We start from the raw sequence: 13,638 nt of genomic DNA on the forward strand, positions 1-13,638 counted from the left end.
GTGGGAGGGGGCTTGCCCCCGATGACGGCCATCAGCAGCGCCGCAAAATCACTTCTTCTTACGCGGCCCGGTGTTGAACACCGGCACCTTGCGCACCGGCTTGATCGACGGCTCGGCAGGCGCGACCTCACCACTGTCCACCCACTTGCCCAGGTTGCGCTTGCCGCCACCACCGGAAGCCTTGGGCTTCTTCGGCTTTTTCGGTTTCTTCACCACTTGCCCACTGGCATCGGTGTCCGGCACGCGGTGTTCCGGCTCGAAATCCTGTTCCATATGCCGGGTCAAGGTCTGACGCGTGAGCATCTCGATGGCCGACAGCATGTTCACTTCATCGGCGCACACCAGGGAAATCGCCTCGCCGGTGTTGCCCGCGCGGCCGGTGCGGCCGATACGGTGGATGTAGTCTTCAGCCACAATCGGCAGGTCGAAGTTGACCACCAGCGGCAGGTCTTCGATATCCAGGCCACGGGCCGCCACGTCGGTGGCCACCAGGATCTGCACGTCGCTCGACTTGAAGCGGTCCAGCGCACGTTGACGGGTCGCCTGCGGCTTGTCGCCGTGGATGCCGTCAGCATTGATGCCCAGGCCCTGCAGCTTATCCACCAACGCATCCACGCCGTTACGGGTCTTGGCGAACACCAGCACCTGCTTCCAGCGGCCCTTGCGCATCAGGTGGACAAACAGCTCCGGCTTGCGCTTCTTGTCCACCGGCACCACCCATTGCTTGACGGTATTGGCGGCGACGTTGCGCGGGCTGACTTCGATGCTCAGCGGGTCGTTGAGCATTTGCCCGGCGAGCGTGCGGATTTCATCGGAGAAGGTCGCGGAGAACAGCAGGGTCTGGCGCTTTTTCGGCAGCATGCGGTAAATATTCGCCAGCTCCTCGGAGAAGCCCAGGTCGAGCATGCGGTCGGCTTCGTCGAGCACCAGGGTTTGCAGCTGATTGAGTTTCAGCGCGTTCTGGCGAAACAGGTCGATCAGGCGGCCAGGCGTGGCGACCAGCACATCGACGCCTTTGCGCAGCTTCATCATCTGCGGGTTGATGCTCACGCCGCCGTACACCGCGTAGGTGGTGAGTGGCAGGTGCTGGGCATACTCAGCAACACTGGCGTGAACCTGCTCGGCCAGCTCGCGGGTCGGGCACAGGATCAGCGCGCGCGCCGAGTTGGCGGCGACTTTCGGCCCTTCCATGGTCAGCAGTTGCAGGAGCGGCACGGCGAAAGCGGCGGTCTTGCCGGTGCCGGTCTGGGCAGCGGCCATCAGGTCGCGGCCGGCCAGCACCGCCGGAATGGCTTGCGCCTGCACCGGCGTCGGGGTCTGGTAGCCGAGCGTCTCAAGGGCGCGCTGCAAGGGTTCGATCAGGCCAAGTGTGGCGAAAGTCATGTGGTTACCGTAGGGGAAATTCAGCGCCTAAGCGGGTAAAAAGGCGTTATGCGCGGCAGTTTACCTTATTTTCGGCCCAGGCTTTCGCCACTGGGGCAGGCTGATCAACAGCACGGCGCTGATGATCACCAACATGGCCAGTGCCTCTTCGATGCCGATGGACTCGCCGACAAACACGATCCCCAACAACACCGCCACCGCCGGGTTCACATAGGCATAGCTGGTCGCGGCAGCCGGACGCACGTGCTTGAGCAGGTACATATACGCGTTGAAGGCGATGATCGAACCGAACACCGTCAGGTAGGCCAGGGCCAGCCAGCCCTCCAGCGGCGGCATGGCTTGCAGGTGCTCACCGGACACTGCGCTGCCGATCAACAGGGCCGCACCGGCCACCAGCATCTCCGCCGCACTGGCCATCGCGCCCTGGGGCAGCGGCAGTTGCCGGCTCCACACCGAACCGAACGCCCACGAGGCGGCGGCAAACAGCAATAAAGCCGCGCCGATCGGGCTCGATTGCAAGGTGCTGCCCATGTTGAGCATGGCAATGCCGATAATGCCCAGGATCACCCCCGCCCACTCCAGACGGGTATTACGCGCGCCCCAGAAGTAACCGCACAGCAAGGTGAACAGCGGCACGGTCGCCACGGCCAGCGCAGCGACACCGGACGACACCCCCGCGTGCTCCGCCAACGTGACACCGCCATTACCGAAAGTGAGCAGCAAAATCCCGATCATCCCGGCGGACTTCCATTGCACCCACGTCGGCGCCGGCACTCCACGCCAGCGCAAAAACGCGTACATCAGCGCCCCCGCCGTACAGAACCGAATCCCCGCCAGCAACAGCGGTGGCCAGTACTCCACACCGATCCGGATCACCAGGTAGGTAGACCCCCAAATCACATACAACGCAAAAAAGGCGGCGATCAACGGTAAGGGAAAGCGACGTGGGCCAGGCATTGGGCAGCTCTGCGGCAGAAAAAGAGAGGCTTATTCTAAAAAGACAGGTGCATAAACATAAGTTACAAAACCTGTTTAAACCGCCCATACACTTTTCAAAGCATGGTTATGAGGGCTATAAACCATGCTTTCGAAAGCCACCTGACGCTGGAGCCTTTTCATGGACAAATACGACCGCATGCTCCTCAGCGCCCTGCTCGAAGACGGCCGCGCGTCCTACGCGCAACTCGCGCGCACGGTCAACCTCTCCGCCCCCGCCGTGGCCGAGCGCGTGGCCAAGCTGGAAGCCAGCGGCGTGATCACCGGCTACCAGGCCAAGGTGGACCTGTCCAAAGTCGGCCTGCCGATCCAGTGCGTGATCGAACTGCGCCTGACCAACCATGGCAGCCAGAAGGTGTACGACGCCCTGGCCGAAATCCCCGAACTGACCGAATGCCACCGGGTCACGGGCGATCCGTGCGTGATCATGCAAGCGGCGGTAGGCACCATGCCGGAGCTGGAGAGTTTGATTAATCGGATAGCGAAGTTCGGGTTCAGCAAGACCTCGATCATTTTGTCGAGCGCGATAGCGCGGCGGGTGCCGTTGGGGCAGTTGGAGGGGAATGGGAAAAGTGGTGGCTGATCCAGCGCCATCGGGTGCGACGATTCGACTTGCCCCCGATGGCGTCAGAGCCCGCACTGCAGATTTGAACGCTGAACGATCAAGTCGACAATTTGCTCGAGGGTGGTGATGTGATCCCAATCTGCCTGAGTCGCACGCAGTTTGAATTGCCACTTGATCTGCATGACAAAGCAAGTCAAATCGTCATCGATGATCTTGAAGTCATGGATGAAATCCGTTTGCTCCGTCACCTGGCTGCGGTCGATGAAGCCGATGATATCGACGAACAGTTGAATGACCTTTTCGCTGATCTCGGCTCGAGTCAGATTACTTTGCATTTCTTGCCTCATAGGCACACTTGCCAATACTGATGAGATCAAAGACAGCCAACCCCGCAGCCACGAAGGGAATGCCTCGCCCGATCTGGCGCCATGGGTCGAGCCTGGCGAATTAGGCAAAGCCATGACTGCCGGGCAGCTTGTCATTGTGTTTCCCATATGAAACGCCATGCTTGAAGTTGAGCCGAAATCGATGCCCTTGCTTTCGAGCTCAAACTTGCTTCGCATGATTGCTGTATGAAGATCGCGTTCCTGCATGCCGTAGTCCCTGTACGTAAATGACAGGCGGATAGTAAGTTTCAGCAAAGGGCGATTGGTGGTTGGCGGGAAAAACCAGAAAGGTCCGACGAAGCAGTAGCGCTTAGCCTACTGACGTTTCAGAAGACCGCTAAAAGCCTCCACAAAGAACTGATGTTTTAGTGGCCAGCAAGACCAATCCCTTTCATTTGCGGGACGTTTCCTAGAGAATTCCACGACCTTGTTTCCGTCGGATCAGGTCGCAGTCTCGCTCAGTCATCGAATGTTCGGTGGCCGGACGTGCAAGTCCGACGGCAAGTAGAATCCACAAATCAACATACAGCTTATTAATGCCCAGCTTGATGCTTGGCGTTCGCCCATTATGGCGGCTGTGCGTGGGAGGCCTTCGGGCCTGCTGGGTTTCGCTCCTTGCCCCGGTCTTGCACACCTACGTACAGTTGCCACCCCAATTCGCGTGCAAGCGGACGGTTGCAACTTCTTCCTGCAAGGAGTTCCACCATGGTCAAAGTCACCCCCGATCCACCAGATTTCTTGAGCGAAGACGCCCTGCTCAACCGCCGCGCCATCGACTACTACCTCAAAGCGTCCGCCCCGGATGCGCCCACCTTCATCCTGAATGACAACCTGAGCCTCGAAGATGCCCTCGCCCATGCGGCGGACTTGCTGCATTGCGCGGTGAAAACTGCGCACTTGCCGGGTGAGGCGATGAACGCGCAGCAACGGGCGGTGATGCATTTGGTGGAAATGGCGAAGGGAGTGGTGGATCGGGCGCTGGAGTGTGTGCAACCTCGTTGAACCACACATAACGAATGTGGGAGGGGGCTTGCCCCCGATTGCGGTGGGTCAGCTACACATAAGCTGACTGATCCACTGCTATCGGGGGCAAGCCCCTCCCACATTTTGAACGGTGTTCGTTCTATCAGAACCCGCGATGCTTCTTCAAATGCTCATTGATCTTCGCCGCCGGGACTTTCTGCAAGGTACACAGCAGGTCGTGGGACAGCTCGCGCAAGCCATGGGTTCGCCGCAGTTGCTCGGCCAGGTGCGCCGTCAGGTTAGCCGCCATCTCCGCATCGGCCATGGCCCGGTGAGCCTGGCCGGTGTGGGGCAGTTGGGCGTAGCTGTTGAGGGTGCCGAGTTTGTGGTTGGGTGCAGCAGGCATGAGGCGGCGGGCCAATAGCAGCGAGCAGGCGAATTTTTGCAGGCGGGTGCGGCGGATCAGGCCCAGTTCGAAGTCCCAGAACTTCTGGTCGAACGCGGCGTTGTGCGCCAGCAGCGGTGTGGTGCCGACGAACTCGTTGACTTCGTTCATCACCCGCTCGGCCGGCGGCGCGCTGCGCAGCATGGCGTTGCTGATGCCGGTGAGCTGTTCGATAAAGCCCGGCACGCGCACGCCGGCGTTCATCAGGCTCTGGTAGCGGTCCACAATCTGGCCACGTTCGAGGATGACCACCGCGATTTCCGTGGCCCGGCAGTGGCTGCTCGGGGTGATGCCGGTGGTTTCAAAGTCGATGACCGCTATACGTTCCAAACCTGTTCCAACTCCGTCTAAGCATTTATCTATTGAACCGCAGCGCTTATTTGAGCAGCAACGCGCCTTCGATCGGCACGTAGCGGCTGGCGGCGCGTATCAGTGAGTTGGCCGTCAGCCCCGGCACGCCATAGGCCACAGCTTCGACGCCATGCTTGTGGATGATGCGGTCGAGCAGCATGTCGAAATCACCGTCGCCGGAAGCCAACACCACTTCGTCGACGTTAGCGGCGGCGTCCATGATGTCGATGGTGATGCCCACGTCCCAGTCGCCCTTGGCCGAGCCGTCGCTGCGCTGGATGTAGGGCTTGAGCTTCACGGTAAAGCCCAGGTTGCGCAGGATCTGCTGGAATTGCTGCTGCTTGCTGTCACCACGGTCGATGGCATAGGCATACGCCTCGACGATCTGCCCGCGCGAGCTGATGTCAGCCCACAGGGCGGCGTAGTTGAAGTGGCAGCCATACGCCTGGCGCACGGTGTAGTAGAGGTTTTGTACATCGGCGAACACTGCAATTTTCTTCACCGCACTTCCCCATGACTGCCGCTTGGACCCCGGACGCGAAGGTCCGCAAAGGTTGCCAGTATGCCAGCCACGGGAAAGTTTCCGGGAAAAATCAGCCCGGGGCGGCAAAGCGCCCCGGCCTGGATGCGTCAGACGAAGGAATCGTCGTCGTCGAAGGAGGACGAGTTGTCGGAATAATCACTGTCCGCGAAGCTGTCGGAATTGTTGCTGCCCCAGTTGTCATTGCCAGCAAACTTCTGGTCATCGTTGCCCCAGTTGCTGTTGTCACTGGCAGGCGCAGGCACTTCACGGATGATTTCTTCCACCACTTGCGGCTGTTGCGAGTTGTGGTTGAACAGGCTGCTGATACCTTCCGCCAGCATCACACCACCGGCCACACCCGCTGCGGTTTTCAGGGCGCCACCGAGAAAGCCACTGCCGATGGGGGCGGCAGCGGGTTGTTGCGGCTGTTGGTAGTTCTGCTGCGGGGCGGCGTAGTTTTGTTGCGGTGCAGGTTGTCCGAAAGACGGCCGAGCCGGTTCACGCCAACCGCCGCCGGATGAGGCCGGAGCGCTCTGTGGCGGTTGCGCGTCACGGGAACCGCCGCCGAAAATGCTCGACAGAAAGCCACCGCTGCTCGGCGCCGGTTGTGCCGCCTGGGACTTGGCCCGCTGCAGCTCGTCTTGCAATTGCTGGATCTGTTGCGCCTGCTGCTTGTTCTGCGCGTCGAGGTTCTTGAGCGCGTGTTCCTGCACCAGGATCGACTGGGTCATGTAGTACCCGGCCGCCGGTTGGCGCGTCATATGCTCCTTGATCCGCGCTTCGGCCTGCGCGTCGCGGGGGGCTGAGTCCGTTTCGGCCTGTTGCAGCCGTGAAAACAGTCCATCGATCAGGGTTTGCTCTTCGCTGTTCATGGCGACCTCGTTAGATTGCCGGTAGAAATCATGGTCCGGCCTGTGATCAGGCTCGGTCCTACTAGTTATGGGGGTGTTACCAGTTGTTTCAATGGTCTTTACTCAAGGTTTACGTTTGCTTGCTCACGGCACCTATCGGTTAAAGTGTGCCCCTGCTTTTTTTCGGCCTGTGATGACTCTGATGAATCCGTTAGATGTGCTGCGCGACTCCCTCCGTTTCACCCAGCGCAACCTGGGCGCCATCGTCCAGCTGTGCCTGCCGCTGGTGATCCTCGAAGCCCTGCTGCAACAGGTGCTCGACCACACGCTCGGCCCGGATGCCTTCCCCGGCTACAGCGTGGTGGTGGGGTTGCTGGTGTATCCGCTGTACACCGGGGCGCTGATCCTGTTTCTCGACGCCCGCACCCGTGGCGAATCGCCGCGCACCAAGGATGTGTGGGCCATGGCCCTGACGCTGTGGCCGCGCTTCGCCCTGCTGACGGCGATGAGCACCCTGCTGATATTGCTCGGGCTGTCGCTGTATTTCCTGCCGGGGCTGTGGCTGATGGTGGTGCTGGCGTTCGCCGAGTACCTGCTGGTGCTGCGCGGCATGTCCGCACTGGCGGCGATGAAGGAAAGTTTGCGCCTGACCCGCGGGCATTTCTGGCGAATCCTGGTGTGCCTGCTGTGCGTAATGACGCCACTGTGGCTGCTCAAAGGCGCCAGCATGGCCGCGTATCCCGAGCCCGCGCCGTTGCTGGGCGTGCTGATCGACAGCGCGCACAGCTTCCTGCAGCTGTTTACCAGTGTGGTGCTGTTCCGTTTATTTATGCTGATCGGTGGCGACGCCGACGTGCGGTGATATGCTCCGTGTCACCTCTGACACGCTATAAGCCGAGCCGATGACCCGTTTATTGCGCCTCACCTTGCTGGGCCTGCTGATCATCGCGGGCCTGCTGACGGCCCTGATCTACAGCCTGACCTGGCGCCCCGCCGACAAGCAAACCCTGCCCGTGAGCTGCATCGCGCCCCGTGCGCCGACCCTGCTGCCCGGGCAGGCGCTCAAGGTAATGACCTGGAACGTGCAGTACCTGGCCGGCAAGAACTACGTGTTCTGGTACGACACCGCCGACGGCAGCGGCCCGGACGACCGCCCCACCGTCGAAGACATGGCCTTCAGCCTCGACGAAGTGGCCCGGGTGATTCGCGACGAACAGCCCGACATCCTGCTGTTGCAGGAACTCGACGAAGGCGCCAAGCCGTCCCACTACCAGGATCAGGTGGCGCTGCTGCAAGAGCGGCTCGTCGATCTCTACCCCTGCAGCGCCCAGGCCTTCGACTGGAAAGCCGACTTTATCCCCAACCTGCATATTTTCGGCAGCGTCGGCCGCAAGCTGGTGACCCTGAGCCGCTACCAGATCGAACACGCCGAACGCCTGCAACTGCCCGTACCGCCCGCGGATTTCATCAGCCGTCAGTTCCAACCCAAACCGGCGTTGCTGCTGACCTATCTGCCCTTGAGCGACGGCGGCCAACTGGCGGTGCTCAACACTCGCCTGGAAGGCGACGCACCCGGGCGCAGTGCGGTGCAAGCACAAGTCCAGGCCACGGTGAAACTGCTGGATAAATTCGAAAGCCGCGGTACGCCGTGGTTGATCGGCGGGGATTTCAATTTGCTGCCGCTGGGGCAATTCCTGCGCCTGGATGCCGGTAAACGCGGGCAGTATTCACCGGACAGCGAATTGCATCTGCTGTGGGACAAATACCCGATGATCCCGAGCAACAGCGAATCCACCGGGATTGATCGTGAGCAGTGGCTGACGCACTTTCCGAATGACCCGAGCCTGGACGGGCCGGATCGCACCGTCGATTACCTGTTCTACAGCTCGCGGATCAAGCGTGTAGAAGCCAAGGTGCGCCAGGCGGATACGTTGCGCATTTCCAACCATCTGCCGGTCATCGCCCGCTTCCTGCTGCCCGCCGCGCAATAACCGCCCCTCCCACATTTGAATCGCGGTCACGCTTACTTGCGGGGTTTGATCCGCGCCGTCGCCTCGGCCACCAACGGGTCATCCGGCCAGTAATGTTTGGGATAGCGCCCTTTCAGATCTTTCTTCACCTCGGCGTAGGTACTGCGCCAGAAGTTCGCCAGATCCTGGGTCACCTGCACCGGCCGTCGTGCCGGGGACAGCAGGTGCAACTTGACCACCTGGCGCCCGCCGGCAATGCGCGGTGTATCCGCCAAGCCGAACAATTCCTGCAGGCGCACTGCCAGAATCGGCGGATGCTCGCTGTAGTCCAAGCGCACCGACGAACCCGACGGCACTTTCAAATGGTGCGGTGCCAGTTCGTCCAGGCGTTGGGGCAACGGCCAGGGCAACAGGTTGTGCAGGTAGCTGGAAATATCCAGATTAGCGAAATGACTGAGGCGCGAGACCTTGCCCAGGTAAGGCATCAGCCAGTGCTCCAGGCTGGCGAGCAAGGCGCTGTCGCTGACGTCGGGCCATTCGCTGGTGTTGCCGGTGTCCAGCTGGCGCAGCAACATCACACGGGCCTGCCATTGGCGCAGTTCCGGCGTCCAGGGCAACAGCTCCAGGCCTTTGCGCCGGACCAGGTTGACCAGCGCCTGGCTGCGGGCGTTTTCGTCGAGGCCGTTGAGGGGTTCGCGGCTGAGTACCAGTTCGCCGACTTTGCGTTGGCGCTCGGCGCGCAGCACGCCTTCGCGCTCGTCCCAATCCAATTGGTCAACGGTGCGTACTTGTTCGGCGAGGACCGTGTCGAACAGCGCCGGATCAAAATCCGCCGCCAGGTAGATGCGTTCTTCGCGCTGGCCCTGGCGGCTGCCCAGGTCGGCAATCACCAGCCAGGCTTGTTTCATCAGGCTATCGGCCTCGGCGAACAAGGCGGCGCGGCCATTGGCCAGGCGGTATTCGGCGCCGCCGGGGCGGCGTTGTTGGGCCACGCGGTCGGGATAGGCCAACGCCAGCAGCGCGCCAAGCCAACGCGGGTGTTCGGGGTCGGCCACCGGCTGGGTCGCCTGGCCGCGCAAATAGCCGCGATATTGCCGGGCCAACTGCTTGGCGCGCTGAACACCACCCTGAGTGCCCCGCGCGCGTTCTTCACCGGACAATAACGCCAGGCGACTGTGCAGATCCGCGCCGCCCCCGCGCAGGATATCGCGCTCGCCCAGCAGCGCGGCGACATCACACGCGGTGGCCGCCAGCCCCAGATCCTGCCCGCGCAGCAGCAGATGGGCGATGCGCGGATGGGCCGGCAGCTCGGCCATCTTCTGGCCGTGGGCGGTCAGTTTTTCGTCATTCAAGGCGCCGAGGCGTTGCAGCAGGTCCTGGGCCTGGGCATACGCGGCAGCGGGCGGCATGTCGAGCCACACCAACTGCGCGGGCGCAACGCCCCAACGCGCCAGTTGCAAGGCCAGCCCGGCGAGGTCGGCGGCGAGGATTTCCGCGCTGCCATAGGCGGCCAGGCCTTCGTGCTGGTCCTCGGACCACAAGCGATAGCACACGCCCGGTTCCAGGCGCCCGGCCCGGCCGGCACGCTGAGTGGCGCTGGCGCGGGAGATGCGCTGGGTGTCGAGGCGGGTCATGCCGCTGCCGGGGTCGAAACGCGGCACACGCGCCAACCCGGCGTCGATCACCACGCGCACGCCATCGATGGTCAGGCTGGTCTCGGCGATGTTGGTGGCCAGCACCACTTTGCGCTTGCCAGCGGGCGCCGGGTCGATGGCGGCACGCTGGGCATTCAGGTCGAGCTCGCCATGCAGCGGGCAGAGCAGCACATCGCGGCGATCACCGAGCGCGTCTGCCAGTTGCTGGTTGACCCGGCGGATCTCCGCCTGGCCCGGCAGGAACACCAGCACGCTGCCGGTTTCGTCATGCAAAGCGTCGAGGATGGTCTGCACCAGGCGCGGCTCGATGAATTCACCGGACTGGTACGGCCGCCCCCAGCGCATCTGCACCGGGAACATGCGCCCTTCGCTGCGCAGGATCGGCGCGTTGTCCAGCAGCGCGGCCAGGCGCTCGCCTTCGAGGGTGGCGGACATCAGCAGGATTTTCAGCGGCTGCTCGTCGCGAAACAGGTCGCGGCCATTCAGGCTCAGGGCCAGTGCCAGGTCGGCGTCGAGGCTGCGTTCGTGGAATTCGTCGAAGATCAGCAGGCCCACGCCGTCCAGCGCCGGGTCGTCCTGCAGGCGGCGGGTGAGGATGCCTTCGGTGACCACTTCGATGCGCGTGTTGGGCCCCACTTTACTGTCGAGGCGGATGCGGTAGCCGACGGTTTCACCGACCTTTTCCCCCAGCTCGCTGGCCAGGCGCTCGGCGGCGGCGCGCGCGGCCAGGCGTCGGGGTTCGAGCATCAGGATGGTCTGCCCGGTCAGCCAAGGCTCATTCAACAAGGCCAAGGGTACGCGGGTGGTTTTACCGGCGCCGGGCGGTGCTTCCAGCACGGCTTCATGGCGATTCGCCAAGGCGTCACGCAGGGCGGGTAAAACATCATCGATCGGCAACGAATTCATACTGGCTCCAAAGCAGAGCGGCAAGTATAACGGCGAACTGTCGGATGCCGGTGGTGGTCTCCCGTAGGCGCGAGCCTGCTCGCGAAAAATCACAGAGCACCACGCACATTCAGGCAGCACGCGGTATCGTTAACGTCTTTCGCGAGTAAGCTCGCTCCTACAGTGACTGACAGGAGATTTTCCATGCGTATCGCTTCCCGTGTCATCGGCGGTGTCCTCGCCGTCACTCTGCTGAGCCAACTGACGGCCTGCGGTTCGATTTTCTATCCCGACCGCCGCGGCCAGATCGACGGCAAGATCGACCCGACGATTGCCGTGCTCGATGCCGTGGGCCTGCTGTTCTACGTGATCCCTGGCCTGATCGCCTTCGGCGTCGACTTCGCCACCGGCGCGATCTACTTCGAACCGGGCAAGACCGCACAAGTCGCCCCGGAGAAACTGCAGCAAGCCATCGGTGCCGACGGCAAGGTCGACACCGCCAAGCTGCAGACCATCATCCAGCAGGAAACCGGTCGCACGCTGCCGCTGGACGACCCGCGCATGATCCAGTTCAAGGGCAGCGTGCAACAACTGGCGGCCCTCGGCTTACAACCGTCCGCCTAAGGATCTGACCCGCTTATGACCAGCAGTCCCGAACACGCCCGGCTCTTGCGCCTGGCCACGCGCGCCTCGGTGGGCGTCGCCTCTGTGCTGATTGTGACCAAGGCCATCGCCTGGTGGCTCAGCGGCTCGGTGAGCATGCTCGCCGGGTTGACCGATTCGCTACTCGATGGTGTCACCTCGCTGCTCAATCTGCTGGCGGTGCATTACGCCCTGCGCCCGGCCGATGACGATCACCGTTACGGGCATGGCAAGGCCGAGTCGCTGGCCGGGATGGCGCAGGCGCTGTTTATCGCCGGCAGTGCGGTGCTGATTGCGTTGCAGGCATTCGAACGGATCAAGCATCCCGAACCGGTGGGCGCGCCGTGGCTGAGCATTGGCGTGATTATCTTGTCCCTGGCGCTGACCGTGGCCCTGCTGGTCCTGCAACACCACGTGGTGCGGGAAACCGGCTCAAGCGCCGTGCGCGCCGACTCGCTGCACTACCGCTCGGACCTGCTGCTCAATGGCAGTATCTTGATTGCGCTGATCCTGGCCGGTTTCGGCTTCCATCAGATCGACGCCTGGTTCGGCCTGGGCATCGCGGCCTACATTCTGTGGAGCGCGATCCAGATCGCCCGGGAAAGCTTTGCCGTGCTGATGGACGAAGAACTGCCGCCGGACGTCAGCCAGCACATGCTGGAATTGGCCCGTGGCGTGCCCGGCGTGCTGGGCGCACACGACTTGCGCACGCGGATTTCCGGCAACCACTGGTTTGTGCAACTGCACCTGGAATTGCCGGGGGAATTGACGTTGTCTGTCGCCCACGGCATCAGCGACCAGGCCGCCGATGCCATTCACAAAGCCTACCCGCGGGCCGAAGTGCTGGTACACGCCGACCCGTTGGATGTGGTGAGTGGCGCCCAGGCCTAGTACTGCACCTGATAGCCGCGACTGCTCAGGCAGTTGCCCTGGGCCTGGCGGTAGGCTTGCACCACTGCCGGGGCCGGAGCGTAGGTGACCGCTTGCGGGTCGAAGCCACTTTGCTGCACGGCCCAGCGATAACAGTCGTAACCATCCTGCTGCACCTGCGCCGGTGACTGGCCGTTGGCGGGATAGGCCACCACGTCATAACCGTTACCCTGGGGCGCTGGCTGCGGTGCCGGTACGGCGGTCGGCGGTTCCACCACCACGTACTGCTGGGTGCTGCTTTCGTAGGTGTAATAGGCACCCGCCGCGAGGAAAAACAACGCACCGCCCACCCACACTTCGCGCGCGTAGTCCGGCAAGTAATGCACGCGGATGCCATACGGCGGCGCCACCACTACATAGCGCGGGCCTTGCGGGCGATACCAGTAGCCGCCGGAGAAGAAATAATCCTGGCCCCGGTAAGGCACGCGGTAATTACGCTCCGGAAAACGATCCACCATATACCCCGGGCGATACTGCGGGCCGGGGCCCCAGCCGTTGCCGTGCCCATCGGGGCGACCTGGCCAGCGATTATCACCGGGACGCCCATTGTGGTAACCGCCGTCGTTGCCTGGACGTGAACCGGGGCCGCCGGCCTCCCAATGTTGATTGCCGTCGTTGCGGCGCGGGATATCGCGGTAGTAACCCTCACGCGGTTCCTGGGTCTGGCGCACCGTATCGGGCCGCCCCTGGATCGGCAGGCTGTTCGACGGTTGTGGCTGCGGTGCCGGGCGACCCGCCTCATTGCCCTGGGGCCGGCCTTGCCCCTGACCGCCGCCGTTCGGGCCGCCGCGATCAAAATGCGGGTTCTGCGGGCGTGGCTGATTATTCTCGGGCCGCCCGCCACCTTCAGGACCGCGTTCATGCTGCCCGCCGCCCTGCGGCCGCTCGGGTGAATTATCACGCTCGTCCGCTGTTACCTGCGCGCTGACGCTGACCACCAACAAACCAACACCTGCCATTCGCCAGATGCGCTTCATGCTCTTCCTCACTGCGGTTTAGGGCTTATCAATGAGACTGGAAAAGCCTCGCCCGGTTCTGGAACAGGTTATCAGTCACGAGAACTATTTTCTTAAGGCAAAAAGAAAGGGGCAGC

14 protein-coding genes are annotated in these 13,638 nt (G+C 62.6%); 6 read left to right on the forward strand and 8 right to left on the reverse strand.

Annotation, left to right across the window (positions count from 1 at the left end; all coding sequences use genetic code 11):
- Nucleotides 1–48: 48 nt before the first annotated feature.
- Both RGV59_RS01685 and yedA read right to left on the reverse strand, forming a co-directional pair.
- Nucleotides 49–1,383 (reverse strand): DEAD/DEAH box helicase, encoded by a 1,335-nt coding sequence (locus RGV59_RS01685; protein ID WP_017848302.1) that lies wholly within the window; start codon nt 1,381–1,383, stop codon nt 49–51.
- A gap of 60 nt (nt 1,384–1,443) precedes the next feature.
- Nucleotides 1,444–2,340, reverse strand: coding sequence for a drug/metabolite exporter YedA (gene yedA / locus RGV59_RS01690; RefSeq protein ID WP_017848303.1), 897 nt, complete (start codon nt 2,338–2,340; stop codon nt 1,444–1,446).
- Between the two features lie 160 nt (nt 2,341–2,500).
- On the opposite strand from yedA, the gene RGV59_RS01695 reads away from it, so the two are divergent.
- A complete protein-coding gene (locus RGV59_RS01695; RefSeq protein ID WP_017848304.1) occupies nt 2,501–2,962 on the forward strand; it encodes an Lrp/AsnC family transcriptional regulator in 462 nt (153 codons plus the stop codon).
- Between the two features lie 44 nt (nt 2,963–3,006).
- On the opposite strand, the gene RGV59_RS01700 is transcribed toward RGV59_RS01695, so the two are convergent.
- Nucleotides 3,007–3,279 carry an acyl carrier protein gene (locus tag RGV59_RS01700; RefSeq protein ID WP_126586239.1) on the reverse strand — a complete coding sequence of 91 codons (273 nt, stop codon included), beginning with the start codon at nt 3,277–3,279 and terminating at the stop codon, nt 3,007–3,009.
- A gap of 756 nt (nt 3,280–4,035) precedes the next feature.
- Between RGV59_RS01700 and RGV59_RS01705 the strand changes: the two genes are divergently transcribed.
- On the forward strand, nt 4,036–4,332 hold the full coding sequence (locus RGV59_RS01705; protein WP_017848305.1) for a DUF6124 family protein: 297 nt from the start codon (nt 4,036–4,038) through the stop codon (nt 4,330–4,332).
- Between the two features lie 124 nt (nt 4,333–4,456).
- Here RGV59_RS01705 and RGV59_RS01710 read toward each other — a convergent pair whose 3' ends face one another.
- The 3 genes from RGV59_RS01710 to RGV59_RS01720 all read right to left on the reverse strand — a co-directional run bounded on the left by RGV59_RS01710 (nt 4,457) and on the right by RGV59_RS01720 (nt 6,484).
- Nucleotides 4,457–5,068, reverse strand: a complete 612-nt coding sequence (locus tag RGV59_RS01710; RefSeq protein ID WP_017848307.1) for a PolC-type DNA polymerase III — start codon at nt 5,066–5,068, stop codon at nt 4,457–4,459.
- Between the two features lie 46 nt (nt 5,069–5,114).
- A complete protein-coding gene (locus tag RGV59_RS01715; RefSeq protein WP_017848308.1) occupies nt 5,115–5,591 on the reverse strand; it encodes an NYN domain-containing protein in 477 nt (158 codons plus the stop codon).
- A gap of 128 nt (nt 5,592–5,719) precedes the next feature.
- Nucleotides 5,720–6,484, reverse strand: a complete 765-nt coding sequence (locus RGV59_RS01720; RefSeq protein ID WP_017848309.1) for a DUF2076 domain-containing protein — start codon at nt 6,482–6,484, stop codon at nt 5,720–5,722.
- Between the two features lie 181 nt (nt 6,485–6,665).
- On the opposite strand from RGV59_RS01720, the gene RGV59_RS01725 reads away from it, so the two are divergent.
- On the forward strand, nt 6,666–7,325 hold the full coding sequence (locus RGV59_RS01725) for a YciC family protein (RefSeq protein WP_017848310.1): 660 nt from the start codon (nt 6,666–6,668) through the stop codon (nt 7,323–7,325).
- A gap of 40 nt (nt 7,326–7,365) precedes the next feature.
- The gene (locus RGV59_RS01730) at nt 7,366–8,454 is read left to right on the forward strand and encodes an endonuclease/exonuclease/phosphatase family protein (protein ID WP_017848311.1); all 1,089 of its coding nucleotides are present in this window, start codon (nt 7,366–7,368) and stop codon (nt 8,452–8,454) included.
- Between the two features lie 32 nt (nt 8,455–8,486).
- Here RGV59_RS01730 and hrpB read toward each other — a convergent pair whose 3' ends face one another.
- Complete coding sequence (hrpB, locus tag RGV59_RS01735) at nt 8,487–10,994, reverse strand: ATP-dependent helicase HrpB (RefSeq protein WP_126586241.1); 2,508 nt, start codon at nt 10,992–10,994, stop codon at nt 8,487–8,489.
- 183 nt (nt 10,995–11,177) lie between these two features.
- Between hrpB and RGV59_RS01740 the strand changes: the two genes are divergently transcribed.
- Both RGV59_RS01740 and RGV59_RS01745 read left to right on the forward strand, forming a co-directional pair.
- Entirely contained in the window at nt 11,178–11,597 is a 420-nt protein-coding gene (locus RGV59_RS01740; RefSeq protein ID WP_017848313.1) for a hypothetical protein, read from the forward strand.
- 15 nt (nt 11,598–11,612) lie between these two features.
- Complete coding sequence (locus RGV59_RS01745; RefSeq protein ID WP_017848314.1) at nt 11,613–12,506, forward strand: cation diffusion facilitator family transporter; 894 nt, start codon at nt 11,613–11,615, stop codon at nt 12,504–12,506.
- Here RGV59_RS01745 and RGV59_RS01750 read toward each other — a convergent pair.
- Nucleotides 12,503–13,522 carry a DUF6515 family protein gene (locus RGV59_RS01750; protein ID WP_126586243.1) on the reverse strand — a complete coding sequence of 340 codons (1,020 nt, stop codon included), beginning with the start codon at nt 13,520–13,522 and terminating at the stop codon, nt 12,503–12,505. The two genes, RGV59_RS01745 and RGV59_RS01750, sit on opposite strands and share 4 nt — an antisense overlap.
- Nucleotides 13,523–13,638 lie beyond the last annotated feature (116 nt).

It is taken from the genome of Pseudomonas sp. FG1 (assembly GCF_034313875.1).
Classification (GTDB): domain Bacteria; phylum Pseudomonadota; class Gammaproteobacteria; order Pseudomonadales; family Pseudomonadaceae; genus Aquipseudomonas; species Aquipseudomonas veronii.

Excerpts from the sequence above, each read along its gene's own strand:
- RGV59_RS01685 (WP_017848302.1), bottom strand. The coding sequence starts at position 1,383 with ATGACTTTCGCCACACTTGGCCTGATCGAACCCTTGCAGCGCGCCCTT.
- yedA (WP_017848303.1), bottom strand. The coding sequence starts at position 2,340 with ATGCCTGGCCCACGTCGCTTTCCCTTACCGTTGATCGCCGCCTTTTTT.
- RGV59_RS01695 (WP_017848304.1), top strand. The coding sequence starts at position 2,501 with ATGGACAAATACGACCGCATGCTCCTCAGCGCCCTGCTCGAAGACGGC.
- RGV59_RS01700 (WP_126586239.1), bottom strand. The coding sequence starts at position 3,279 with ATGCAAAGTAATCTGACTCGAGCCGAGATCAGCGAAAAGGTCATTCAA.
- RGV59_RS01705 (WP_017848305.1), top strand. The coding sequence starts at position 4,036 with ATGGTCAAAGTCACCCCCGATCCACCAGATTTCTTGAGCGAAGACGCC.
- RGV59_RS01720 (WP_017848309.1), bottom strand. The coding sequence starts at position 6,484 with ATGAACAGCGAAGAGCAAACCCTGATCGATGGACTGTTTTCACGGCTG.
- RGV59_RS01725 (WP_017848310.1), top strand. The coding sequence starts at position 6,666 with ATGAATCCGTTAGATGTGCTGCGCGACTCCCTCCGTTTCACCCAGCGC.
- RGV59_RS01730 (WP_017848311.1), top strand. The coding sequence starts at position 7,366 with ATGACCCGTTTATTGCGCCTCACCTTGCTGGGCCTGCTGATCATCGCG.
- hrpB (WP_126586241.1), bottom strand. The coding sequence starts at position 10,994 with ATGAATTCGTTGCCGATCGATGATGTTTTACCCGCCCTGCGTGACGCC.
- RGV59_RS01740 (WP_017848313.1), top strand. The coding sequence starts at position 11,178 with ATGCGTATCGCTTCCCGTGTCATCGGCGGTGTCCTCGCCGTCACTCTG.
- RGV59_RS01745 (WP_017848314.1), top strand. The coding sequence starts at position 11,613 with ATGACCAGCAGTCCCGAACACGCCCGGCTCTTGCGCCTGGCCACGCGC.
- RGV59_RS01750 (WP_126586243.1), bottom strand. The coding sequence starts at position 13,522 with ATGAAGCGCATCTGGCGAATGGCAGGTGTTGGTTTGTTGGTGGTCAGC.